Genomic DNA, 22939 nt, shown 5'->3' with positions numbered 1-22939 from the left:
AACGCCGGAGACGGCGGGGTTGATCGACAAGGAAGCGCTGGCCAAGACCAAGCCCGGCGTCATCATCGTCAACGCCGGTCGGCGGCAGTCGCGGGGGATGGGTCGGGTGACGGCTCTGCGGGAGCCGCGGGCACCGGCGGCGGCGGTGGCGCTGGCGACGAAGACGGCGGTGGCACTGGTGACGAAGACGGCGGTGCCGCTGGTGGCGAAGACGGCGGTGGCGCTGGTGGCGGAGCCGGGGGGGCGGGCGGAGCCGGTCGGCGCGCCGGTGGCGGAGCCGCTGCATTCGACTGCTCAGGCCGCATCCGGTTGCGTAGGAATTCTTGGGGCGGGTTCATGGGCTCCTCGGGGACAAATGCGATGCAACCGTCGCGCCGGCGGCCGTCCGAGCGAAGTTCCCGAAGTGAGAAGCCCCACGGTCGGTCGGTCGGCGCCGGGCGCTGCAATCCAGTATCTGTGACCGACTCGTCCATTCGAATCGGATTCTTCCCAGTATTGTGCAAACCCGCCGCGGGTGTCGCCGCGAAGCGATCTGCTCGGCGCACGCGCGTTCTCCGTGCTGACCGTCAACTTAGCTGCCACCACTTATTGCTGTCGGTGTTGCCGGTGGGACGGGTAGCCGCGCGCCGCCACCCGCCGCCGCAACCGGCCGCAGCAAACTTGCGCAAAATGCGCCGTCCGCATTGCGATCCTCGCCACAGCGGCCGGGAACCGCCTCTGACCGGGCGTCATGCCGGATGGCTGGCGATGGCTGTGGACGGCGAATTTACGGCCCTGACAGTGGGCAAGCTACTATTAGAAGTTGGCATGTCAGGCGGTTTTTGTCATATCGTTTTACGACTTGTCGGAACTCGGGTCCAGGGCCGCCGTTCACCGCTGCACGGACGAACCCCTGACCGGACTATCTCCGCTTGGCGGACAGCCTATCGACGAGACCGAACGGGTCCAGCCCGCAACCTCCGGGGTGCGGTTCGTCGATCCGCAAAGCGGCAGTGCAGAAAAGTCTGCTGAAGGGTTAGGTGGGAATGACGCCCAAGCGCGTCGGGCTGTATAACCCCGCGTACGAACACGATTCGTGCGGTGTAGCCATGGTTGTCGATATGCACGGGCGCCGTAGCCGTGACATCGTGGACAAGGCGATTACCGCGTTGCTCAACCTGGAGCATCGCGGTGCCGCCGGCGCTGAACCGCGAAGCGGCGACGGCGCGGGCATCCTCATCCAGGTCCCGGACGCCTTCCTGCGCGAGGTCGTGGACTTCGAGTTGCCCGAACCAGGCAGCTACGCCACCGGCATCGCGTTCCTGCCGCAGTCGTCGAAGGACGCCGCGGCGGCCTGCGCTGCGGTGGAGAAAATTGCCGAGTCCGAAGGCTTGGAGGTTCTCGGCTGGCGCAACGTGCCCACCGACGACTCGTCGCTGGGCGCGTTGTCTCGCGATGCGATGCCCACCTTCCGTCAGGTGTTCATGACGGGTGCCTCCGGCATGGCGCTGGAGCGTCGCGCGTATGTCGTGCGCAAGCGGGCCGAGCACGAACTCGGCACCAAGGGCCCGGGACAGGATGGTCCTGGCCGCGAGACGGTCTATTTCCCGAGCCTTTCCGGTCAGACATTCGTCTACAAAGGCATGTTGACCACCCCACAGCTCAAGGCGTTCTACCTCGACCTGCAGGACAACCGGCTGACCAGTGCCCTGGGCATTGTGCATTCTCGGTTCTCCACCAACACGTTCCCGTCCTGGCCGCTGGCACACCCATTCCGTCGAGTGGCGCACAACGGTGAGATCAACACGGTCACCGGCAACGAGAACTGGATGCGCGCCCGCGAGGCGCTGATCAAAACCGACGTCTTCGGATCTGAAGACGACGTCGAGAAACTCTTTCCCATCTGCACCCCGGGCGCCTCCGACACCGCACGCTTCGACGAGGTGGTCGAACTCTTGCACTTGGGTGGACGCACCCTGGCGCACGCGGTGCTGATGATGATTCCCGAAGCGTGGGAGCGGCACGAGTCGATGGACCCGGCCCGACGGGCGTTTTACCAGTACCACGCGTCGCTGATGGAGCCGTGGGACGGCCCGGCGTCGATCACCTTTACCGACGGCACCATCGTCGGCGCGGTGCTGGACCGTAACGGCCTGCGCCCCTCGCGGATCTGGGTGACCGACGACGGCTTGGTGGTGATGGCGTCCGAGGCGGGTGTGCTGGACCTCGATCCCGCCAAGGTGGTCAAGCGCATGCGTCTGCAGCCCGGCCGGATGTTCCTCGTGGACACCACGCAGGGCCGCATCGTCGCGGACGAGGAAATCAAAGCCGAGTTGGCGGCCGCCCACCCTTACCAGGAGTGGCTGGACAACGGCTTGGTCCCCATCGACGACCTGCCGGCCAACAAGTACGTGCGGATGCCGCACCACCGATTGGTCATGCGACAGCTGGTTTTCGGTTACACCTACGAAGAACTCAGTCTGCTGGTGGCGCCGATGGTCCGCACCGGTGCCGAGGCCCTGGGATCGATGGGTACCGATACGCCGATCGCGGTGCTCTCCAAGCGTCCGAAGATGCTGTACGACTACTTCCACCAATTGTTCGCCCAGGTAACCAACCCTCCGTTGGATGCGATCCGCGAAGAGGTGGTAACCAGCCTGCAGGGCACCACCGGCGGTGAGCGCGACCTGCTCAGCCCGGACGAGTACTCGTGTCACCAGATCTCGCTGCCGCAGCCGATCCTGCGCAACTTCGAACTGGCCAAGTTGATCAGCCTCAACCCCGACGACAAGGTCAATGGCCGGCCGCACGGCATGCGGTCGAAGGTCATTCGCTGTCTGTATCCGGTCGCCGAGGGCGGTGCCGGGTTGGCTGCGGCTTTGGATGAGGTACGTGCGCAGGCGTCGGCGGCGATCGCCGACGGCGCGCGAGTCATCATCCTTTCCGACCGCAACTCCGACGAGGTGATGGCGCCGATACCGTCGCTGCTCGCCGTCGGCGCCGTGCACCACCACCTGGTGCGTGATCGCACCCGCACCCATGTGGGGCTGGTCGTCGAGTCCGGTGATGCCCGCGAGGTGCACCACATGGCGTTGCTGATCGGTTGTGGCGCCGCCGCGGTCAACCCGTACCTGGCGTTCGAGTCGATCGAGGACATGCTCGACCGTGGCGTGATCGACGGCCCGCCAACCGGGATAGACCGCCAGACCGCACTGAGCAACTACATCAAGGCCGCGGGCAAGGGCGTGCTGAAAGTGATGTCCAAAATGGGCATCTCGACGCTCGCGTCCTACACCGGTGCGCAGCTGTTCCAGGCCGTCGGCGTCTCCGAAGAGGTGCTCGACGAGTTCTTCACCGGATTGTCCTGCCCGACCGGCGGTATCACGTTGGACGACATCGCCGCGGACGTGGCGCGCCGGCACGCGCTGGCCTATCTGGACCGCCCGGACGAGCGCGCGCACCGCGAACTCGAAGTCGGTGGCGACTACCAGTGGCGCCGCGAGGGTGAGTATCACCTGTTCAACCCGGAGACAGTCTTCAAACTGCAGCACTCCACCCGCACCGGTCAGTACAACATATTCAAGGAGTACACCCGGCTGGTCGATGACCAGAGCGAGCGGATGGCATCACTGCGCGGTCTGCTGAAATTCCGTGCGGGAGTTCGCCCGCCGGTGCCGATCGAAGAGGTGGAGCCGGCCAGCGAGATCGTCAAGCGCTTCTCGACCGGCGCGATGAGCTACGGCTCGATCTCCGCTGAGGCGCACGAGACCCTCGCCATCGCGATGAACCGGCTGGGTGGCCGGTCCAACAGCGGCGAAGGCGGAGAGGACGTCAAGCGGTTCGAACAGGATCCCAACGGGGACTGGCGCCGCAGCGCGATCAAGCAGGTGGCGTCGGCCCGGTTCGGGGTGACCTCGCACTATCTGACCAACTGCACCGACATTCAGATCAAGATGGCCCAAGGCGCCAAACCCGGTGAGGGCGGCCAACTTCCGGGGCACAAGGTGTACCCGTGGGTGGCCGAGGTGCGGCACTCCACCCCTGGCGTCGGTTTGATTTCGCCGCCGCCGCACCACGACATCTACTCGATCGAAGACCTTGCACAGCTCATTCACGACCTGAAGAACGCCAACCCGTCCGCGCGGGTACACGTGAAGCTGGTGTCGGAGAACGGTGTTGGCACCGTCGCGGCGGGGGTGTCCAAAGCGCACGCCGATGTCGTGTTGATCTCCGGGCACGACGGCGGCACCGGTGCCACGCCGATGACATCGATGAAGCACGCGGGCGCGCCATGGGAGTTGGGTCTGGCCGAGACTCAGCAAACCCTGTTGCTCAACGGTTTACGTGACCGCATCGTGGTCCAGGTGGACGGCCAGCTCAAGACCGGCCGTGACGTGATGATCGCGACGTTGTTGGGCGCCGAAGAGTACGGCTTTGCCACTGCGCCTCTGGTGGTGGCCGGCTGCATCATGATGCGCGTCTGCCACCTGGATACCTGCCCGGTCGGCGTGGCCACCCAGAACCCTCTGCTGCGCCAGCGATTCACCGGCAAGCCCGAGTTCGTCGAGAACTTCTTCCTGTTCATTGCCGAGGAAGTTCGGGAGTACATGGCGCAGTTGGGCTTCCGTACCATCAACGAGGCGGTCGGTCAGGCGGGCGCACTGGACACCACCCTGGCGCGGGCGCACTGGAAGGCGCACCGTCTGGACCTGACACCGGTGCTGCATGAGCCGGACTCGGCATTCATGAATCAGGACCTGTACTGCAGTTCGCGTCAGGATCACGGGCTGGACAAGGCTCTTGACCAACAATTGATCGTGATGAGCCGGGAGGCGCTGGATTCCCAGAAGCCGGTCCGGTTCTCCACGACGATCAGCAACGTCAACCGCACGGTGGGCACCATGCTCGGCCATGAGGTGACGAAAGCCTATGGCGGACAAGGACTGCCGGACGGAACCATAGACATCACGTTCGAGGGGTCCGCGGGCAACAGCTTCGGGGCCTTCGTGCCCAAGGGGATCACCCTGCGGATCTACGGTGACGCCAACGACTACGTCGGCAAGGGTCTGTCCGGCGGGCGGATTGTGGTGCGGCCCTCCGACAACGCGCCGGAAGGCTATGTCGCCGAAGACAACATCATCGGCGGCAACGTGATTCTCTTCGGTGCCACCAGCGGTGAGGTCTACCTGCGCGGGGTGGTCGGCGAGAGGTTCGCGGTCCGCAACTCCGGGGCGCACGCCGTGGTCGAGGGCGTGGGTGACCACGGTTGTGAATACATGACGGGCGGCCGGGTGGTCATTTTGGGTTCCACCGGCCGCAACTTCGCCGCAGGCATGTCGGGTGGCGTGGCCTACGTCTACGACCCCGACGAGAAGCTGACCGACCACCTCAACACCGAGATGGTGGATGTGGAAACCCTAGACGAGGAAGACACAGAGTTCTTGCACGGCATTATTCAGGCACACATCGACGCCACCGATTCCGCTGTCGGCCAACGTATTCTGGCCGATTGGGGGAACCAGCAGCGACACTTCGTCAAGGTGATGCCCCGGGATTACAAGAAGGTGCTCGAGGCAATCGCCCAAGCGGAGCGCGACGGCGCCGATGTCGACAAGGCGATCATGGCGGCGGCTCATGGCTGACCCGACAGGCTTCCTGAAGTACACCCACCGCGAGTTGCCCAAGCGGCGTCCCGTTCCGTTGCGGTTGAAGGACTGGAAAGAGGTTTACGAGGAGTTCGACGTCGGGACCTTGCGCGAGCAGGCAACTCGCTGCATGGACTGCGGAATCCCCTTCTGTCACCACGGTTGTCCGCTGGGCAACCTGATCCCGGAATGGAACGACCTGGTGCGCCGGGGCCATTTCCGCGACGCGATCGAGCGACTGCACGCCACGAACAATTTCCCCGACTTCACCGGCCGGTTGTGCCCCGCGCCGTGCGAGCCGGCGTGCGTGCTGGGCATCAACCAGGAACCGGTGACGATCAAGCAGATCGAGCTGGAGATCATCGACCGGGCCTTCGACGAGGGCTGGGTGGAACCGGTACGGCCGCATTGTGAAACCGGCAAGTCGGTGGCGGTCGTGGGTTCCGGTCCGGCCGGATTGGCCGCGGCCCAACAACTGACGCGGGCCGGGCACAACGTCACCGTATTCGAGCGTGACGACCGCATCGGTGGGCTGCTGCGCTACGGCATCCCGGAATTCAAGATGGAAAAGCGGGTCCTGGATCGCCGCCTCGACCAGATGGTGGCCGAAGGCACCGAATTCCGGGCCGGTGTCAACGTCGGGGAAGACCTCACCGCCGAGCAACTGCTGAATGACTTCGATTCGGTGGTGCTGGCCGGCGGGGCGACCGCGTGGCGCGAGTTGCCGATCCCGGGTAGGGACCTGGACGGCATTCACCAGGCGATGGAATACCTCCCGTGGGGCAACCGGGTCCAGCAAGGTGACGACGTCCTGGGACCCGATGGTGAGCCGCCGATCACCGCCAAAGGCAAGAAGGTCGTGATCATCGGTGGCGGTGACACGGGAGCCGACTGCCTGGGCACCGCGCATCGCCAGGGCGCGGCCAGCATTCATCAGTTCGAGATCATGCCTCGCCCGCCGGAAACCCGGGCGTCGTCGACGCCGTGGCCGACCTACCCGTTGATGTACCGGATTGCTTCGGCGCACGAGGAGGGTGGCGAGCGGGTGTTCTCGGTGAACACCGAGGAGTTCGTCGGCGAGGACGGGCACGTGACTGGGCTCAAGGTCCACGAAGTGACCATGAAAGACGGCAAGTTTGTCAAGGTCGAAGGGACCGATTTCCAACTGGACGCCGACTTGGTGTTGCTGGCGATGGGTTTCGTCGGTCCGGAGAAGTCGGGTCTGCTCACCGATCTCGGAGTGAAGTTCACCGATCGCGGAAACGTTGCCCGCGGCGACGACTTCGACACCTCGGTGCCCGGTGTTTTCGTCGCGGGGGACATGGGACGCGGTCAGTCCTTGATTGTCTGGGCGATCGCCGAGGGCCGGGCCGCGGCCTCGGCCGTTGATCGGTTCTTGATGGGCGCCACCGCGTTGCCCGCGCCGATCAAGCCCACAGCGGCCCCGCTGCGTTAATCACACCAGTCACACCGGAAACATTTGATATTTCCGCGGCGCGTCGTTCGGCGTTTGCCAAAGAGGGGGTGTCTAATAGCTGTTTGTGGGCTTCGTCACACACGGGTCGTGGCAATAGCCCAATTGCGTTGAACGATCGCAGGAGTGATGATTGTGCACATGAACCCAGTTCCCCGGTCAAAGATGGGCCGAATCGCCTGGTCATTGCTCCGGCATCCGGTCAAGAGTCGCGAGTTTCCCGCCCGCAACGAGCGCTTGGTGACGGCTGAAGACCTGCTGCGGTTCGCCTTTTAGCACCACTACCGGGGGCATGCGGCGCGCGGGCCCGCGCCCCAATGGTTTGCTAGGTGGTTTGTAGTCCCGAGCTCCGGATGGCGTCAGCCAACGGCTCGAGCACGGCGGACTCGTGTGGCGGAGCGAGGTAGACGATGCCCAGGTCCAGTCCCTCAGCTTGAAGCGCTGCCGCGTTCTCGATCAGCTGTCCGTAGTTGCGATCTTCACCGAGCCCGAGATGCGCCGAAAGGGTGATCTCCTTGGGGTCGCGTCCGATGTCCGCACAGCGCGCGGCCAGGACATCGCGCTTGCGGGCGAACTCCTCGGGTGTGCCGCCCGCGAAATTCCAATGCTGCGCGTACCGCGCGACGAGCGGCAGGGTTCGCTTCTCGCCGCTGCCGCCGATGCAGATCGGCGGATGGGGGCGCTGCGGGCCCTTCGGTTCGTTGCGCGCGTCTTTGAGCTGGTAGAACTTCCCGTCGAAGGTTGTCGTCTCCTCGCTGAGCAATCCGATCAGCACCTGGCAGGCTTCTTCGAACCGGTCGAAGCGTTCCTTGAGGCTGCCCAATTCGATGCCGTAGGCGCCGGATTCCTCTTCGTTCCAACCGGCGCCGATGCCCAATTCGAGGCGCCCGTCGGAGATGATGTCCAGGGCGGCGACCATGTTGGCCAGCACGGCCGGGTGGCGGTAGTGGATACCGGTCACCAGGGTGCCTAGTCGCAGCCGCCGGGTGGCTTGGGCCAGCGCGGTCAGTGTGGTCCAACCCTCCAGGCAAGGGCCGGTCGAGTCGCTGAAAATCGGATAGAAGTGATCGAATGTCCAGCCGGACTCGAAGATGTCGATGTCGTCGGCTTGCCGCCAGACCTCGAGCATGTGCTGCCAGGTGGTGTTCTGCGGTGATGTCTTGAATGCGAATCGCATACCGTCGAGACTAGGCCGCTCTTCCTGCGGGAAAGTGTGGTCCCAGTAAACTCGGGCTGGCAATGACCATTGGCATCGATACCAAACTCACTCTGCTCGCAGCCGGCCTCATCTTCCTGTTGGCGCTGGGTCTGGGGGTGTGGAAATACCGGCAGATCATGGTCTCCGAGGACCACCGGGCCCACATCTACGTCGACATCGCGCACCGCGCGGCGTTGCTCTATTCCTTCGCCACGCTGCTGTTCGCGCCGTTCGTCGAACTCAGCGCCTGGCCCTCCTGGGTGAACCTGGTCGCCACCATGGTGGCGGTGTTCTTCTTCGTAGCCGCCATCGGGAGTTACATCCTGCACGGCGCGCGGCGGGATACCGAGAACCAGTTCGATCCGCCCGTGCCGGGGACGCGGCTGGCCATGGCTGCGCTCATCGTCGGTGAGATGGGCGGTTTTGCGGTGGTGTTGGCCGGCTTCGTAGTGAAGCAGCTGCTGTGATGGATCCGGTCGCCGCACTGCGCCAAATCGCCTATTACAAAGACCGCAGCCGGCAGGACTCGCGGCGGGTAATGGCCTACCGCAATGCCGCCGACATCCTCGAGCGTCTCGACGAAGCCACCCTGGAGCGCCACGGCCAGGCCGGGAGCTGGCAGACCATCCCCGGCATCGGGCCCAAGACGGCCAAGGTGATTGCGCAGGCGTGGGCGGGTCAGGAACCCGACCAGCTGGCCGAATTGCGGGGCGCCGCAGAAGACCTGGGCGGGGGAGAGATCCGCGCCGCGCTGCGCGGCGACCTGCATCTGCATTCCAACTGGTCGGACGGGTCCGCCCCGATCGAGGAGATGATGGCCACCGCGGTCTCGCTCGGCCACGAGTACTGTGCGCTGACCGACCATTCGCCACGGCTCACCATCGCCAACGGATTGTCCCCAGACCGGTTGCGTAAGCAGCTCGACGTGATCGACAGCCTGCGGGAGGACTTCGCTCCGATGCGCATCCTCACCGGGATCGAGGTGGACATCCTCGACGACGGCAGCCTGGACCAAGATCCGGACCTGCTCGATCGGCTGGACATCGTGGTGGCCAGCGTGCACTCCAAGTTGTCGATGGACGAAGCGGCGATGACCCGGCGAATGGTGCGGGCGGTCTCCGAGGGTCAGGCCGACGTGCTGGGTCACTGCACCGGCCGGCTGGTCTCGGGCAACCGCGGGATCCGGCCAGAATCGAAGTTCGACGCGGAGAAGGTATTCACCGCGTGTCGCGATCACGGCACCGCGGTCGAGATCAATTCCCGTCCCGAGCGCCGGGACCCGCCGACGCGGCTGCTCAACCTCGCCCGCGACATCGGCTGCGTATTCAGTATCGACACCGACGCGCACGCCCCGGGCCAGCTGGACTTTCTCGGTTACGGCGCGCAGCGGGCACTGGACGCCGGCATACCGGCTGAGCGCATCGTGAACACCTGGCCCGCCGAGCGGCTCTTGGAGTGGGCCCAGTCAGTCGGGTAGGCGGGGCACCTCCAACCCTGGGTCGCGGCCGACCAGCACTGCTCGGGTGAGCGCGGCTTTGCCGTAGCGCCGGTGTACCGCGTCGATGGCGTGATCCACTTCCGGAGCGTCGCCTTCCAGGGGCAGCATCAGTTGCTGAGCGCCACTGCGGTCGATCCCGGTGACCGCGAAACCGACCAGGGTCAAACCGCGTTCGGCGATGAGCGGAGCCGCCGACGCCACCAGCCGGCGCGCCGTCGCAAGGATGGGTTGGGTGGACGACGTGGCCCACGGCATGGTCTGCGATCTGGTCACCCGGGTGAAGTCCTCGAAGCGAAGCCGCAGTACCACCGTGCGTCCGGTACGTCCCGCGGCGCGCATCCGGCCGGTGATGCGGTCGACCAGGTTGACAACGACCGCGTCGATCTCGCCCGGAGACAGGGTGCTCCCGTTGCGACCCAGCGTCCGTTGTGCCCCCACCGACCGGCGCCGCACCCCCGTGGTCACGCGGCGACGGTCGATATTGCGTGACAACGCATAAAGCTGACGCCCCATCGCTCGGCCCACCATCGACGCGAGCATCGAGTCGCTCAGCTCGGCGACCTGCGCGACCGTCGTGATGCCGTGGCTGTACAGCTTGTCAGCAGTTTTGGCACCGACACCCCATAACCGCCGCACCGGCAGTGGGTGCAGGAACGCCAACTCCTGCTCGGGCGGCACCAGCAACAACCCGTCGGGTTTGGCCTCCTGGCTGGCCACCTTGGCGAGGAACTTGGTCCGGGCGATCCCGACGGTGATGGGCAGGCCGACGCGCTCCCGAACGTCGATGCGCAGTTGCGCCGCGATGTCGACTGGCGACCCGCAGACCCGCCGAAGGCCGCCGACGTCGAGAAACGCCTCGTCCACCGACAGGGGTTCGACGAGCGGTGTGCAGTCGCGGAAGACCTCGAAAACGGCATCGCTGGCCTTCGAGTAGGCGTGCATCCGCGGCGGCACCACCACGGCGTGCGGGCACAACCGGCGTGCTTGTGACCCACCCATCGCGGTTCGTACCCCGTAGGCCTTCGCCTCGTAGCTGGCGGCCAGCACCACGCCGCCGCCGACGATAACCGGACGGCCGCGCAAACCCGGATCGTCACGCTGCTCAACGGATGCGTAGAACGAATCCAGATCCGCGTGCAGGATGGACGCCTCACACCGCACGAACGTATGTTCGCATGATGGTCCGACAGTCAGCGCGCCTCGCCGTAGATACTGCTGACCCAGACATGGATGAGCGTGTCCAACACGCGTGCTTCCGGCACTGACGGCTGTTCGGCGGTGAACGACGCGAACAGCGCCCGCTCGTTCATCAGGTTGAGCGCTGTGGCCAACTCCTGGCTCGGTAGCGTCCGCGGCGCGGCCCCGCGCTCGCGTTCGGCTTCGATCCCGGCAGCGGAGAAGGCAATCCACTTGTGCATGAAGGTCGACCAGAGCTCTCGGATCTCCGGGCTGGTGTCCCGGGCCGCCATGCTGGCCCGGGTGACGCCCTTATGGGAGCCGAAAGCCTGGAAGAACACATTGATACCGAGACGCCAGCGGTTGTCGCCGTTCTCGGCCAATTGCTCGCCGAGAGCTTCCAGTGCCGAGTCGGCCGCGGTGACAACCCGGTCCAGCAGCGTCAGCAGCACAGCTTCCTTGGACGGGAAGTAGAAATAGAACGTGGGCCGGGAAATGCCGGCACCCTTGGCCAGGTCGTCGACGGAGATGTCGGTCAACGAGCGGTCCTCGAGGAGTTGCTCGGCGGTAGCCAGAATTGCGAGTTCGCGATCGTCACCCGACGGTCGTGCGCTGCGCCGGCCGCGAGGAAGCGCAACCTTGCTGGCAGGTGTGGTGGCCACTTAGGCAGCTTACATCGCGTCGAGTTTCTCGACACATTGTCGAGGCATGGTCGACGGTGCGTTGGCGGTCTCGACGCACTGTTGATAGCGTGGTTGCATGACTGAGCACCTGGACGTTGTGATAGTCGGCGCCGGCATTTCCGGGGTGAGCGCGGCCTGGCATCTACAGGACCGCTGTCCGAACAAGAGTTACGCCATCCTGGAGAAGCGGGCCGCGATGGGCGGCACGTGGGACCTTTTTCGCTACCCAGGCATTCGCTCCGACTCGGACATGTACACGCTGGGCTTCCGGTTCCGTCCCTGGACCGAGCGTCAAGCGATTGCCGACGGCAAGCCGATCCTTGATTACGTCAATGAGACGGCATCGATGTACGGGATCGACAAGCACATCCGCCTCAACCACAAAGTCACCGGCGCCGACTGGTCGACCGCGGACAATCGCTGGACGGTACAGGTCGAAAGTGACGGCGCAGCAAGCACCATCACCTGCGACTTCCTCTTCCTGTGCAGCGGCTACTACAACTACGAGCAGGGCTATGCGCCGAAATTCCCCGGCGAGCAGGACTTCACCGGCCCGATCATCCACCCCCAGCACTGGCCGGAGGACCTCGACTACCAGGACAAGAACGTCGTCGTCATCGGCAGCGGCGCGACATCAGTCACTCTCGTTCCCGCACTGGCCAATTCGGGTGCCAAGCATGTGACGATGCTGCAGCGCTCGCCCACCTACATCGTGTCGCAGCCGGAAGAGGACGGCATAGCCGAAAAGCTCAACCGTTTCCTGCCGGAACGGGCCGCCTACACCGCCATCCGATGGAAGAACGTATTGCGCCAGCAGGCGGTGTACGGGGCCTGCCAGAAATGGCCGCGCCGCATGCGCAAGATGTTCATGGGCATGGTCAAGGCACAGTTGCCCGACGATTACGACGTGCGTAAGCATTTCGGTCCGCACTACAACCCGTGGGAGCAACGGCTGTGTCTGGTGCCCAACGGCGATCTGTTCCGCGCGATCCGGCATGGAAAGGCCGAGGTAGTCACCGACACCATCGACCGATTCACCCCGACCGGTATCCGGCTCAACTCGGGACATGAGCTGCCGGCCGACATCATCATCACCGCAACGGGTTTGAACCTGCAGCTGTTCGGCGGGGCGACCACCAGCATCGACGGTGAACCGGTCGACCTCACCAAGACGATGGCCTACAAGGGCATGATGCTGTCCGGTGTCCCCAACATGGCCTACACCGTCGGCTACACCAACGCGTCGTGGACATTGAAAGCCGATCTCGTCTCGGAATTCGTCTGCCGGATGCTGAACTACATGGACGACAACGGCTTTGACACCGTGGTGGTCGACGATCCGCCAACCGATGTCGACGAGCGGCCGTTCATGGAGTTCACTCCGGGATACGTGCTGCGCGCGCTGGACGAACTACCCAAGCAGGGTTCGCGTAAGCCGTGGCGACTGAACCAGAATTACCTGCGCGACATCCACCTGATCCGGCGCGGCAAGATCGACGACGAGGGTCTGCGGTTCGCCAAAAAGCCTGCCCCCGTAGCTGTTTAGGGCCAGTTATTCGCCCGCGGCGACCACGACGATGCCGTCGTCGTCGCTGTAGGCCAGGTGGCCCGGGACGAATGTCACGCCGCCCAATGTGATTTCGATGTCGCGCTCGCCGGCGCCGGTCTTGGTGCTCTTGCGTGGATTGGTGCCCAGCGCCTTGATACCGATGTCGATGCCGCGCAGCGCCGCTGCGTCCCGTACCGCACCGTTGACGATCAGGCCCGCCCAGCCATTGGAGCGGGCCAACTCGGCGATCAGATCGCCGACCAAAGCGGTATGCAGGGAGCCGTCACCGTCGATCACCAGCACCCCGCCGTCGCCGGGCTCCGACAGCATGGATTTGAGCAGTGCGTTGTCCTGAAAGCAGCGCACCGTGGTGATCGGGCCGGCGAATTGCGTACGAGCGCCGAACTGCCGGAACTGCAGGTCGCAACTGCGCACCTCGGGCCCGATGTCGTCGACGAGGTCGGCCGTCGGCCGGAATGAGACGGGCATACCCGATCAGTGGCGACGCAGCTGGCGGACCAGCAGCAGGGCCAGCAGGCTCAGGGTGACCGCGACGACCCACGGGACGGGGGACTGTAGCGAAGACGCCGCCGAGTCGTTGGGCAATGGGTTCTTTGCCCGCTCCACCGTCGACTTCGCCTGTGCTGCCGCATCTTTGGCGGCCGCGAGCTGTCCGTTGGTCTCGGCATGTTGCTGCAGGTTCGCGGGATCCTCGACTGGCTGCGCGGCCAGTGCAGGGGCTTCAACCGGCTTGGCCGGTGCCTTCTTGGCGGGTGCCTTTTTCGCTGGTGCCTTTTTGGCGGGCGTCTTTTTGGCGGGCGCCTTCTTTGCAGGTGCCTTCGCGGCTTTCTTGGCAGGCGGCTTCTTCGCCGGCGGACCCTGGTTGGGTTCGCTATCGGGTCGATCCTGCGGATCTGCCATGCGGCCGCTCCTTTACAGCTTTGTCGTACAGCTCTGTCGTACAGCTTTGTCGTACAGCTCTGTCGTACAGCTTTGTCGTACAGCTTTGTCGTCGCTAAACGGGGTCGCTCAACACTGCGGTCCATCATGCCAGGGCAGCTCCTGGCGCTCCCGCTCCACCGCTACAGCTACGGCCTGCGGCGTACCGACCAGATTGCGACGGCGGCAACCGCAGCAATCGCTCCTACTGCGAACACCCAGGGCGGCACGTCGGGATCAGCATTTCTCGGGTCGGCGACCGGGACGGCACCGGCCAAACCTGCGGTCAGGATCGCGGCGGTCAACAGGGCTGACAAAAAGACCACCAACGCAACAAAACGATGCATGCGGTGGCGGCTTTCAGCCGAGCCCGAGTCGGGCCAGCAGGTCGGCTTCGATTCCGTCCAGCTGCGATGAGATTGCGGTGTGGGCCGCACGGCGCCGCTGGCTTGGCATGTTCTCAGCGGCAGTGATCGCCGTCGACAGATCCGACAACTTCTCGCTGATGGCAGCCACGAACTGCTTGGTTTCCGGGTCTTTCGGCTTCTTCTCCTGCACGGCATGCAGTGATTGCTCGGCGCCGGCGACCCGGGCCGACAACCGGGCGCCGTGCCCGGAGAACTGGCCGATCTGGGCCAGCGGTATGCCCAGTTCATCGGCCCGACGTTGGTCGAGGAAACCGCGTGCGGCGATAGCGGCCCGGTAGATCAGTGGCATCAGTACCGGGGCCAGCAGGCGGGACACAGTCAGCGTCCGGCGGATGCGAGTCGGCGACAGCAACTTGCCCTCCCGCACCGCCTTGAGCTCGGCTTCGGCGATCTTCAGGGCCGCCCGGTCACTGTCCTTGCGCGCCTTGAGCTGGGCCTTGAACGCTCTTTCAGCGGCTTTCTCGGCGGATTTGATGCGGCGCCGGTCGTTCTTGGCCAGCAACCGGGCTTCCAGCTTGGCGCGGGCCTTGATCGCGCGGGCTTCGGCGCGACGAGTCGCGCGGCTTTTTCGCTTGCCGAACAGGCCCATTCCTGGCCGCCTCCCGGTATCTCGTGAACTGACGCGGTGCATGTCGCAAGCGCTGGCCCAACCCTAATCCGAGCGGGCCGTCGCCGACCCGCCAGGTCAGACAACCGACCGGGGAGCGGTCTAGGCGTCGATCCCCTCGGTACGGCGCAACTCTTCGATCCGGTCCAGCACCTTCTGCTGGGCCTCTGCCGTCAATCCCTGGGCACGTGCCGCAATGCGGCGAATGCCGTCCTCCCGGACGGCCGCAAAATACTGCAGTTCCTTGTCCAGCTTTTCGTAGTAGTCGTCATCGGTGAAGAACGCCGGCTTGATCCGGAAGAAATTGGCGAGGGCCGCCATCGTCGCGGACGACGGGTTCGTGCGGTTGCCGGAACGTAGCTGCGACAGGTAGGGAGCCGACATTGTGATGCCCTCCGCCTTGAGCGCCGCGATGACCTCCGCGGAGGTGTGCGGGCCCCTTCCCGGTGGATACACCGTATCGAATAGGCGGTTCAGACGGGCAGCGAACGTCGTGCTCATCGATATGACCTCCAGCGCGCTCTAAGGGTAAACGGTAATCACTAAGGTATTTGCTGACTATGGTAGCGATACTTGTGTCCAACAACAAAGTGCAAACGTGGTTGGATTCGGTACGGGCGTCCAGGGTGACCTGGCAAGACACCCCCGAAGAGCATCCAAATGAAAGCCGCGGGTGTCTACAAAATGTCCGAATCTCACAGCTTATCCGCAGAATAGCGGGGCGCGGTTCGCTCGGCGGTTTCCCGCTCAACTGGTCAGCGCGTGGTTCCGCGGGGCTGGACAGAACGCTTTCAGTTGGCTCCGGGCAACCCGGGAGGAGCCGAAAAGCGGCAACCGCGTACTTTGCTGTCCAGCCTCGGTGCGGCCACCTCACCGCGCATGCGCGGTGGCCTGAGGACGACCGGATCGGCGCGGTAGAGGATTCTCGGCGTTTCCAATAGCGGGGCGCAGCGGGGGGACACGACGGGGCGATAACGGGCGACTGTCAAGGCTTGGGCGGCCCGCTCAGCGGAGCTTTCCGGCGCCGCTGCAAAGTTTGCGCCGACACCGCAGTCACGGCCGTCAATCCGACCGCTGCAGTGACGCCGACAGCCACCCAACGCCATCCCAGCGCAGCATCGAACAGCATCCACAAACCGAACAGCAGGAACAGCAGACTGGCCAGGAAGTGCAGCAGTTGCTCGGGTAGCCGCTGATGCAGCAGCAGGCCGACAATGATCGCCAGGCCGTCCGCGAGGATCATGCCGAGGGTGGTTCCGATCCACACGCCAACCCAGTTGTGGTCGCTGGCCAATGTGATCGTGGCCAGGGTGGTCTTGTCGCTCATCTCGGCCAGCACGAACGAGGACACGACGGTGAGGAGAGCGAATCGGGGCTCGCGCGGCGCCGAAACATCCTCGCTGCCGCTCTCAGTGCCTTCCCGCCAAGCCCACGCGGCGAAAATCAAGAATGCGATCGCCGAGACGAATGCCATCGGCCGCGCTGGAAGGGTCGCGCCCAGGAAATGGCCGATCGCCACCGAGGCGCCGTGCACCGTGAAGGAGGCGATAGCGACCCCGCTCAGCACCACCCACCAGCGGTAGCGCAGGGCATAGGTGATGGTCAGAAGTTGCGACCTGTCGCCTAGTTCGGCCAGGAATACTACGCCGAGGCTGAGCAGTGTGGCGGCGAGCATCTGAGACGACCTTTCGACGCGTCGTCGACGGCGTCACAGCCGTCGACTTCGGTCGAAGGTCTCACCCACCGTCCTAAACGGATCGGTTCGCCGGCCGGGCTCACGCCAGTATGTCGACACGACGATTGGGGGCTACTCCCCTTCGCTGACAAATCCAGGCTAGCGGCCATATTTCGAGTGCGCTAGCGCAGCGGCGATGTTCGGGTGGCCGTATTCCTCGGTTTGAATTTCCTTATGCGGCAAGCAGCATTGCCAGAATCGCGGTATCGGGATGGCTGATCGGGTCAACCCCGACGCGGCTCACCATCGACGTGATGGTGCCGTCCGCCTCTGCTTCCACCCAGGCCGCCCGATGCTCCAAGCCCAGATACGGCAAGCCGGGCAATAGCACACACCCCGATGCGGCGCCGGTGCATTCCGGTAGGGACGGAGTGGTCTCCGAGGGCGGATGCAGCATCAGCAGTGCCGGCGGCTGGTGATCCGCGAAATACCCTGGCTGAATCGCCTTTTCGCCCGTCACGGTGCCCTCAGCTAACACCAGGCCCACGGTCCCGGGTTCGGGTTCGTCCGGCAGTTCCTCTCGGGCACCGAACACCGTTGTGGTGGAAAGCAATCCGGGAAGCGACGCAACTCGAACCGCGACCATGAGCAACTGAGCCCATTCTTTGGTGGAGTCGGGCCACCGGCCGGAGATGACGAATCCCTTGAGGGCGCCGCGCGCATGAAAAGGAGAAATCCCTATAGGTCGTCCCGACCCAGCGTCCATGTCGCCTCCGTGACGCCTTCATTTGAAGTAACCACGCTGCCAGCTCGAACAAATGGTGCCCGAATAATCAAGCATGCGTCGGGGCTTTGGTGCCGTGCAACTCGACACGGCTAACAATTCAGTAAAAAGACAAGGGCGCCGCGCGATGCCACGCGGCGCCCTTGCCATGAGGCGAAATCAGGGGAATATCAATCCCGAGGTCTTCGATGTAGCGGCTTCGTAGCGCGACTGGACGTCAGCCCAGTTGACGACATTCCAGAATGCCTTCACGTAATCGGCTTTGACATTCTTGTACTGCAGGTAGAAGGCGTGCTCCCACATGTCGACCTGCAGCAGCGGAACGATGCCCAGCGGCACGTTGGCCTGTTGGTCATACAGCTGGAAGGTGAGCAGCCGGCCACCCAGCGTGTCGTAGCCCAGAACGGCCCAACCCGATCCCTGCAGGCCGTTGGCGGCCGCGCTGAACTGAGCCTGGAACTTGTCAAAAGAACCGAATTGATCGTCAATGGCAGCAGCCAGGTCGCCGGTCGGCTTGTCGCCACCGTCCGGCGACAGGTTCTTCCACCAGATCGAGTGATTGACGTGCCCACCCAAGTGGAAAGCCAGATTCTTCTCGTTCAAGAAGATCGCGGAATGGTCGCCCTTGGCCCGCGCTTCTTCCAATTTCGCGACCGCGTCGTTCACACCCTTGACGTAGGTGGCGTGGTGCTTGGTGTGGTGAATCTCGTTGATCTGACCGGAGATGTGCGGTTCGAGTGCTGCGTAATCCCAGTCCAAGTCGGGCAGGGTGTATTCAGCCACGGCTTTCCTTCCTTCGATGTGCGGATCGTCTGACGTGTTACTCGCGGGGTCCCGCCACGGACGAAACCTGGCATCCTCAACCCTGCTCCATGGTTGCCGATGCCGCAAGGACGAGGCCCACCGAACAGCCTCGCGGGGCCACTCGGCCGGAGTCAGGAGAGGGCGATGAGCGCCAAAACGCCCAGGAGCGCGAGGGCGATCAGGCCGGCCCGCAGCGCGGCCGCCATGTACGCCTGGTTCCAGGCGGGAGATCCCGAGTACGACCTGGACGGAGTCGATCCCGGACCGAACGAATGTGTGGCCATCACACGCCTTCCACCTGCAAGTTCACCTCGGCGAGCTTCATAGATCGGACGTGAGGTGAATCACAATCGAGTATAGCGTTCGCGATCATAGCGCTAACGGCGCCGCTTGGAAAACCGTGCGCCCGAGGGTGGTCCGCGACCTTCTGAACTGGGGCTTTGACGAGCTGGGCCAATACAGGCGGTGGCAGAAACTTGCCACGTTTGGTCCTCGGCGCGATCGGGTACCTGAGCTAGTTAGCGCGACAATTTATTTCGCTCAGAGCACCGCAGGGCTGTCTATCGACATCGTTTCGTTACCGCGGTGTTATCCACAGTTGGTTTTAAACGGGCCGATAGAGGCTGTCGCCCGCACCCATGCCCATTGTGGATAAACCTGTGGAAATTGTGGATAGCCGTATTTAGCTGTGGCCTACGTCACGCCCCCGCATCCGACGCGTCCCGGTGCGTGTGCTATCCGAATCGGCCCAGAAGAAGTCCGGTTAGGCTAGTCCGGTGATCCAGGTGTGCTCCCAGTGCGGCACGCGATGGAACGTGCGCGAACGACAACGCACATGGTGCCCGCGGTGTCGGGGTGCGCTGATGGCGCCGCTGACCGGGCCCTCGGATGTACCCGCGGGCGACCCCAGGTGGCGGGCTCCCGCCGGTCCTTCGTTGTCCGCGGGGCCCGCCCAGCAACGACCGGCGCCGCGGTTGCCACCGGGCTTCCGCTGGATTGCGGTGCGGCCGGGGGCGGCACCACCGCCGCGACGCGGCCGGCGCCCGTTGGGTCCGACGCCGCGCTACGTGGCGATACCCCGTTGGAGCTTGGCGGACCCGGCGGCGCAAATATCGCCCGCGTCGACGACTGCGCCGGTCAAGCCCGGACCCCGCGCCGAAACCGTCCGGATGCTGCTGTTCGCTACCCAGTTGGTGCTCGGCGGAGCGGCACTGGTCTACGCCGTGCGATACGCGCTGCTGATCTTCAACCGCAACTCGCTGTTGAACTCCGTGGTGGCGGCGATCGCCGATTGGCTGGGGATAGCGGCCAGCACGGCCGCAATGGCGTCGATGCTGGCCTGCTTCGTGGTGCTGATCAAGTGGTTGATCGCCAGACGGGCCGCCGCATTCGACTATCACGGCCTGCCCGAGCACCGTTCCTCCCGCCACTTGTGGGCGGGGTGCCTTTTGCCCTTCGCCAACCTGGTGATGGCGCCCGTGTATGTCATCGAGTTAGCGCTGGTCGAGGACCATTACGAGCGGCTGCGCAAGCCCATCACCCTCTGGTGGGTGGCGTGGGTCTGCAGTTATGCCGTATCGCTGTTCGCCATCGCGACCAGCTTTTCCAGCGACGCCCAAGGCATCGCCAACAACACCGTGATGGTCGTGTTCGCCTACCTGGTCGCGGCGGCCACTCTGGCGACGGTCGCACGCGTTTTCGAGGGATTCGAGCGCAAGCCGGTCGAGCGCCCAGTGCATCGCTGGGTCGTCGTAGAGCCTGGTCAACCTGACCGGCGCGGTGCTACCCCGCCGGTTGAGCCCGAGGGGCAGGAACCGGCAGCATAGGCGTATGACGCGGGCGGATGAAGTCCTCACCGGGCACCCCTTCGTGGTTGCCCATCGCGGCGCGTCGTCTGCCCGCCCCGAACACACGCTGGCCGCATACGACATGGCCCTCAAGGAAGGCGCCGATGCGGTTGAGTGTGACGTGCGGCTGACCCGCGACGGCCACCTCGTCTGCGTTCACGACCGGCGGTTGGATCGCACCTCGACAGGCGCCGGCACGGTCAGCACCACGACCCTGGCCGAGATGCACCAGCTGGAGTACGGCGCCTGGCACGACAGTTGGCGCCCCGACGGCGCTCATGGTGACACCAGCCTGCTGACCCTGGACGCGCTGGTGGGGTTGGTGTTGGACTGGAATCGGCCGGTGAAGATCTTCATCGAAACCAAGCATCCGGTGCGCTACGGCTCGCTGGTGGAAACCAAGCTGCTGGCACTCCTGCACCGCTTCGGTATCGCCGCGCCGCCGTCCGCAGATCGTTCCCGCGCGGTAGTCATGTCGTTCTCCGCCGCCGCGGTCTGGCGGATTCGACGGGCGGCGCCCATGCTGCCCACGGTCTTGCTCGGCAAGACCGGTCGCTATCTCACCAGCAGTGCGGCCACCGCCGTCGGCGCCACCGCGGTTGGCCCCTCGCTGCCGGCGCTGCGGGATTACCCGCAGCTGGTGGACCGCTCCGCCGCGCAGGGCCGATCGGTGTACTGCTGGACGGTCGACAACTACGCCGACATCGACTTCTGCCGTGAGGTCGGGGTCGCGTGGATCGCCACGAACAACCCGGGCCGCACCAAGGCCTGGCTGGAAAACAAGAACCGCGGCTGAGGGCCGCCTACAGGTGTCCCCCCGCCGCGCGCGGCGCACCTGACCCGACGGGCACCTTCTCCACCTCGCGGGCGACGAACGTCTCCAACTCGAACAGGTTGGACCCGGCCCGGTCGGCAACACGCAACAGGGTGGACATCAGCGCCACCTCTTCGACCTGTTCTTTGAGGAACCACTGCATGAATTGCTCGCCCAGGTAGTCGCTCTCGTCGCGGGCCACCGCGGCCAGCCGGCTGACCTGGTCGGTGACCGCGCGCTCTTGGTCGAGCGCCAGCGCCAGCGCCTCGCGCGGCCGGTCGAACTGGTTGCGCACTCCGTCGGTCCCCGGGATCTCGACGCGCAGCTCGCGGTCCAGCAGGTGTTGCACCAGCATCATCGCGTGATTGCGTTCCTCCACGGCCTGGCCATAGAAATGCTTCGCCAGGCGAGGCAGGTCCTCGCCGTCGAAATAAACCGCGATTGCGACATATTGTTGCGCGGCGGTGAATTCATTGAATATCTGCTCTTGCATTAACGCATGGAATTTCGTCTTGGGTCCGTCGTACTCGGTCATATGGGCAGATTACCGCAGCTCAAAGCCGTCAGCAACGAAGGTTGTACTTAGTCAGGAGAGCATCTCCTAATAAAATCGCACGCGATTCGCATTCCTCGACAGGACAGCTTTACCTAACTTATCTAAGCCTACGTTCAATCCTCAAATGCCATTTATTCGTCGAATGGCACTGGGGGGTCAGGGTTGTCCTTGCAGCGCGGCCGCGGGCACCGGACGGTCCGCACCCAGTGCGTCGAATAGTTCGCGCGCGGCGTCGTGATCCCAGACCACCACCGCACCGGCCCCGTTGTCCGCGAACTCGCCAATCGGCACGGTGATGGGTGTGGTATGGCCGTGCAGCACCCAACCCAACCGGGCGAGGTCCCACGCGTGGTCGTCACGGCCGACGGTCAAGGCAGCGGCCGCTGCGCGTGGCACGGCATACCAGCGCCACGGGTTGAGCCACACCGCCGGGCTGCTGGCGCGGTGCAGCAACGCCGCGATGAATTCCCGCTGATTGTTCATCCGGTCCAGATCGGCGCGCGCGGTCGCCCTGGTCCTGACGTAGCCGAGCGCAGTGCGGCCGTTCAGCTTTTGACAACCGGCGGGCAGATCCAGGCCCGCCAGCGGATCGCGAAGCGGTTCGGTCGGGCAGACCCGTACCCCGCCGAGCGCGTCGACCAGGTCGGCGAATCCAGCGAACCCGACTTCGGCGTAGTGGTCGAGGCGCAAGCCGGTGGCCTGTTCGACGGTCTGCGCCAGCAATGGTGCGCCGCCGATTGCGAATGCCGCATTGATCTTGTCCCTGCCGTGACCGGGTATCGGCACATAGGAGTCGCGCGGTATCGACACCAGCGTGGCGGGCGTGCTGGATCCGAAGCCGGGCACGTGCACCAGGATGACGGTGTCGGTGCGGCTGGTGCCGACGTCTCCGCCGGTGGCCAGATTCTCCTGCTGGTCGGGGCTGAGGTCCTGGCGGCTGTCGGAGCCGACGAGCAACCAGTTGGTGCCGTTGCCGGCTGCCGGCCGGCCTGCGTAATTGGCGAGCACTGTCTGGCGGTGTACCGCGGAGTCGAACCACAGCATGCTGCCGAGCACGCCCGCCGTGCCCAGCAACAGCAGAATCAGCAGGCACAGGGCCGTTGTACGGAGCCAGCGACGCCTGCGTTTTTTGAGGCGAGGTTTCGCGGGGGCCGGTCTGGTCGGCGCCGCCACGCGCTGGTGTGGCGGAGCCATCGGTGGTCGCGGCATGGGGGGCGCAGACCGTCGAACAGGCCACCGGCTTGCGCGTCGACCACTACGCCGAAGTCGGGTTCGCTGGATTC

The 22939-nt window shown here is 64.8% G+C and carries 22 protein-coding genes and 1 pseudogene; 9 read left to right on the top strand and 14 right to left on the bottom strand.

Features of this window, described 5'->3' with window-relative positions; genetic code table 11:
* The 4 genes and pseudogenes from A5636_RS27120 to A5636_RS27550 all read left to right on the top strand — a co-directional run.
* Positions 1–82, top strand: a pseudogene (locus tag A5636_RS27120) (NAD(P)-dependent oxidoreductase); the annotation flags it as partial.
* Positions 83–1025: 943 nt separating this feature from the next.
* On the top strand, positions 1026–5621 hold the full coding sequence (gltB, locus tag A5636_RS06375; RefSeq protein ID WP_065157862.1) for a glutamate synthase large subunit: 4596 nt from the start codon (positions 1026–1028) through the stop codon (positions 5619–5621).
* A complete protein-coding gene (locus tag A5636_RS06370) occupies positions 5614–7080 on the top strand; it encodes a glutamate synthase subunit beta (RefSeq protein ID WP_065157861.1) in 1467 nt (488 codons plus the stop codon). The genes gltB and A5636_RS06370 overlap by 8 nt, the downstream gene beginning before the upstream one ends.
* A gap of 159 nt (positions 7081–7239) precedes the next feature.
* Complete coding sequence (locus tag A5636_RS27550; protein ID WP_301336681.1) at positions 7240–7374, top strand: hypothetical protein; 135 nt, start codon at positions 7240–7242, stop codon at positions 7372–7374.
* 49 nt (positions 7375–7423) lie between these two features.
* Here the strand turns inward: A5636_RS27550 and A5636_RS06365 are convergent, their stop codons facing one another.
* A complete protein-coding gene (locus tag A5636_RS06365) occupies positions 7424–8275 on the bottom strand; it encodes an LLM class F420-dependent oxidoreductase (protein WP_065157860.1) in 852 nt (283 codons plus the stop codon).
* 62 nt (positions 8276–8337) lie between these two features.
* Here A5636_RS06365 and A5636_RS06360 point away from each other — a divergent pair, with 62 nt between their 5' ends.
* Together A5636_RS06360 and A5636_RS06355 are read left to right on the top strand one after the other, a co-directional pair.
* Positions 8338–8763, top strand: coding sequence for a hypothetical protein (locus tag A5636_RS06360; RefSeq protein WP_065157859.1), 426 nt, complete (start codon positions 8338–8340; stop codon positions 8761–8763).
* Positions 8763–9773 carry a PHP domain-containing protein gene (locus A5636_RS06355; protein ID WP_065157858.1) on the top strand — a complete coding sequence of 337 codons (1011 nt, stop codon included), beginning with the start codon at positions 8763–8765 and terminating at the stop codon, positions 9771–9773. Before A5636_RS06360 ends, A5636_RS06355 begins: the two co-directional genes overlap by 1 nt.
* Here the strand turns inward: A5636_RS06355 and dinB are convergent.
* Together dinB and A5636_RS06345 are read right to left on the bottom strand one after the other, a co-directional pair.
* Positions 9762–10955: a DNA polymerase IV gene (gene dinB, locus A5636_RS06350; RefSeq protein WP_155763662.1), complete on the bottom strand. Its 1194-nt coding sequence runs from the start codon at positions 10953–10955 to the stop codon at positions 9762–9764. The two genes, A5636_RS06355 and dinB, sit on opposite strands and share 12 nt — an antisense overlap.
* Before the next feature lie 29 nt (positions 10956–10984).
* Complete coding sequence (locus tag A5636_RS06345) at positions 10985–11632, bottom strand: TetR/AcrR family transcriptional regulator (protein WP_065157857.1); 648 nt, start codon at positions 11630–11632, stop codon at positions 10985–10987.
* Positions 11633–11729: 97 nt separating this feature from the next.
* Between A5636_RS06345 and A5636_RS06340 the strand changes: the two genes are divergently transcribed.
* Positions 11730–13199 carry a flavin-containing monooxygenase gene (locus tag A5636_RS06340; protein WP_065157856.1) on the top strand — a complete coding sequence of 490 codons (1470 nt, stop codon included), beginning with the start codon at positions 11730–11732 and terminating at the stop codon, positions 13197–13199.
* 6 nt (positions 13200–13205) lie between these two features.
* On the opposite strand, the gene rraA is transcribed toward A5636_RS06340, so the two are convergent.
* The 9 genes from rraA to A5636_RS26435 all read right to left on the bottom strand — a co-directional run bounded on the left by rraA (position 13206) and on the right by A5636_RS26435 (position 18723).
* A complete protein-coding gene (gene rraA / locus A5636_RS06335) occupies positions 13206–13691 on the bottom strand; it encodes a ribonuclease E activity regulator RraA (protein ID WP_065157855.1) in 486 nt (161 codons plus the stop codon).
* 6 nt (positions 13692–13697) lie between these two features.
* Positions 13698–14123 (bottom strand): Rv3852 family protein, encoded by a 426-nt coding sequence (locus A5636_RS06330; RefSeq protein ID WP_065157854.1) that lies wholly within the window; start codon positions 14121–14123, stop codon positions 13698–13700.
* A 167-nt stretch (positions 14124–14290) separates the two neighbouring features.
* Complete coding sequence (locus tag A5636_RS06325) at positions 14291–14467, bottom strand: hypothetical protein (protein WP_155763661.1); 177 nt, start codon at positions 14465–14467, stop codon at positions 14291–14293.
* 34 nt (positions 14468–14501) lie between these two features.
* Positions 14502–15158 (bottom strand): DUF6474 family protein, encoded by a 657-nt coding sequence (locus A5636_RS06320; protein WP_065157852.1) that lies wholly within the window; start codon positions 15156–15158, stop codon positions 14502–14504.
* A gap of 120 nt (positions 15159–15278) precedes the next feature.
* Complete coding sequence (locus A5636_RS06315) at positions 15279–15677, bottom strand: helix-turn-helix transcriptional regulator (protein ID WP_065157851.1); 399 nt, start codon at positions 15675–15677, stop codon at positions 15279–15281.
* A 484-nt stretch (positions 15678–16161) separates the two neighbouring features.
* Positions 16162–16851, bottom strand: a complete 690-nt coding sequence (locus A5636_RS06310) for a TMEM165/GDT1 family protein (RefSeq protein ID WP_065157850.1) — start codon at positions 16849–16851, stop codon at positions 16162–16164.
* Between the two features lie 232 nt (positions 16852–17083).
* Positions 17084–17617 carry a peptidase gene (locus tag A5636_RS06305; RefSeq protein WP_065157849.1) on the bottom strand — a complete coding sequence of 178 codons (534 nt, stop codon included), beginning with the start codon at positions 17615–17617 and terminating at the stop codon, positions 17084–17086.
* Between the two features lie 177 nt (positions 17618–17794).
* Complete coding sequence (locus A5636_RS06300; protein WP_036362451.1) at positions 17795–18418, bottom strand: superoxide dismutase; 624 nt, start codon at positions 18416–18418, stop codon at positions 17795–17797.
* A 152-nt stretch (positions 18419–18570) separates the two neighbouring features.
* Positions 18571–18723 (bottom strand): hypothetical protein, encoded by a 153-nt coding sequence (locus A5636_RS26435; protein ID WP_172827168.1) that lies wholly within the window; start codon positions 18721–18723, stop codon positions 18571–18573.
* Between the two features lie 492 nt (positions 18724–19215).
* On the opposite strand from A5636_RS26435, the gene A5636_RS06295 reads away from it, so the two are divergent.
* Together A5636_RS06295 and A5636_RS06290 are read left to right on the top strand one after the other, a co-directional pair.
* Positions 19216–20265, top strand: coding sequence for a DUF4328 domain-containing protein (locus tag A5636_RS06295; protein ID WP_081287636.1), 1050 nt, complete (start codon positions 19216–19218; stop codon positions 20263–20265).
* A gap of 4 nt (positions 20266–20269) precedes the next feature.
* Positions 20270–21082 (top strand): glycerophosphodiester phosphodiesterase, encoded by an 813-nt coding sequence (locus A5636_RS06290; protein WP_065157847.1) that lies wholly within the window; start codon positions 20270–20272, stop codon positions 21080–21082.
* Positions 21083–21089: 7 nt separating this feature from the next.
* Here the strand turns inward: A5636_RS06290 and A5636_RS06285 are convergent, their stop codons facing one another.
* A complete protein-coding gene (locus tag A5636_RS06285; RefSeq protein ID WP_065157846.1) occupies positions 21090–21635 on the bottom strand; it encodes a ferritin in 546 nt (181 codons plus the stop codon).
* 177 nt (positions 21636–21812) lie between these two features.
* Positions 21813–22937 (bottom strand): LCP family protein, encoded by a 1125-nt coding sequence (locus tag A5636_RS06280; RefSeq protein WP_437339807.1) that lies wholly within the window; start codon positions 22935–22937, stop codon positions 21813–21815.
* Between the last annotated feature and the right edge of the window lie 2 nt (positions 22938–22939).

Source organism: Mycobacterium asiaticum, assembly GCF_001673315.1.
Classification (GTDB): Bacteria; Actinomycetota; Actinomycetes; order Mycobacteriales; family Mycobacteriaceae; genus Mycobacterium; species Mycobacterium asiaticum_B.
The sequence above is the reverse complement of the archived record's forward strand: the minus strand, read 5'-3'. Positions and strand labels throughout refer to the sequence as shown.

What these genes read in the sequence shown, in the direction of transcription:
- gltB (WP_065157862.1), top strand. Translation starts at nt 1,026, where the DNA reads ATGACGCCCAAGCGCGTCGGGCTGTATAACCCCGCGTACGAACACGAT.
- A5636_RS06370 (WP_065157861.1), top strand. Translation starts at nt 5,614, where the DNA reads ATGGCTGACCCGACAGGCTTCCTGAAGTACACCCACCGCGAGTTGCCC.
- A5636_RS27550 (WP_301336681.1), top strand. Translation starts at nt 7,240, where the DNA reads ATGAACCCAGTTCCCCGGTCAAAGATGGGCCGAATCGCCTGGTCATTG.
- A5636_RS06365 (WP_065157860.1), bottom strand. Translation starts at nt 8,275, where the DNA reads ATGCGATTCGCATTCAAGACATCACCGCAGAACACCACCTGGCAGCAC.
- A5636_RS06360 (WP_065157859.1), top strand. Translation starts at nt 8,338, where the DNA reads ATGACCATTGGCATCGATACCAAACTCACTCTGCTCGCAGCCGGCCTC.
- A5636_RS06355 (WP_065157858.1), top strand. Translation starts at nt 8,763, where the DNA reads ATGGATCCGGTCGCCGCACTGCGCCAAATCGCCTATTACAAAGACCGC.
- A5636_RS06340 (WP_065157856.1), top strand. Translation starts at nt 11,730, where the DNA reads ATGACTGAGCACCTGGACGTTGTGATAGTCGGCGCCGGCATTTCCGGG.
- rraA (WP_065157855.1), bottom strand. Translation starts at nt 13,691, where the DNA reads ATGCCCGTCTCATTCCGGCCGACGGCCGACCTCGTCGACGACATCGGG.
- A5636_RS06330 (WP_065157854.1), bottom strand. Translation starts at nt 14,123, where the DNA reads ATGGCAGATCCGCAGGATCGACCCGATAGCGAACCCAACCAGGGTCCG.
- A5636_RS06320 (WP_065157852.1), bottom strand. Translation starts at nt 15,158, where the DNA reads ATGGGCCTGTTCGGCAAGCGAAAAAGCCGCGCGACTCGTCGCGCCGAA.
- A5636_RS06315 (WP_065157851.1), bottom strand. Translation starts at nt 15,677, where the DNA reads ATGAGCACGACGTTCGCTGCCCGTCTGAACCGCCTATTCGATACGGTG.
- A5636_RS06310 (WP_065157850.1), bottom strand. Translation starts at nt 16,851, where the DNA reads ATGCTCGCCGCCACACTGCTCAGCCTCGGCGTAGTATTCCTGGCCGAA.
- A5636_RS06305 (WP_065157849.1), bottom strand. Translation starts at nt 17,617, where the DNA reads ATGGACGCTGGGTCGGGACGACCTATAGGGATTTCTCCTTTTCATGCG.
- A5636_RS26435 (WP_172827168.1), bottom strand. Translation starts at nt 18,723, where the DNA reads ATGGCCACACATTCGTTCGGTCCGGGATCGACTCCGTCCAGGTCGTAC.
- A5636_RS06290 (WP_065157847.1), top strand. Translation starts at nt 20,270, where the DNA reads ATGACGCGGGCGGATGAAGTCCTCACCGGGCACCCCTTCGTGGTTGCC.
- A5636_RS06285 (WP_065157846.1), bottom strand. Translation starts at nt 21,635, where the DNA reads ATGACCGAGTACGACGGACCCAAGACGAAATTCCATGCGTTAATGCAA.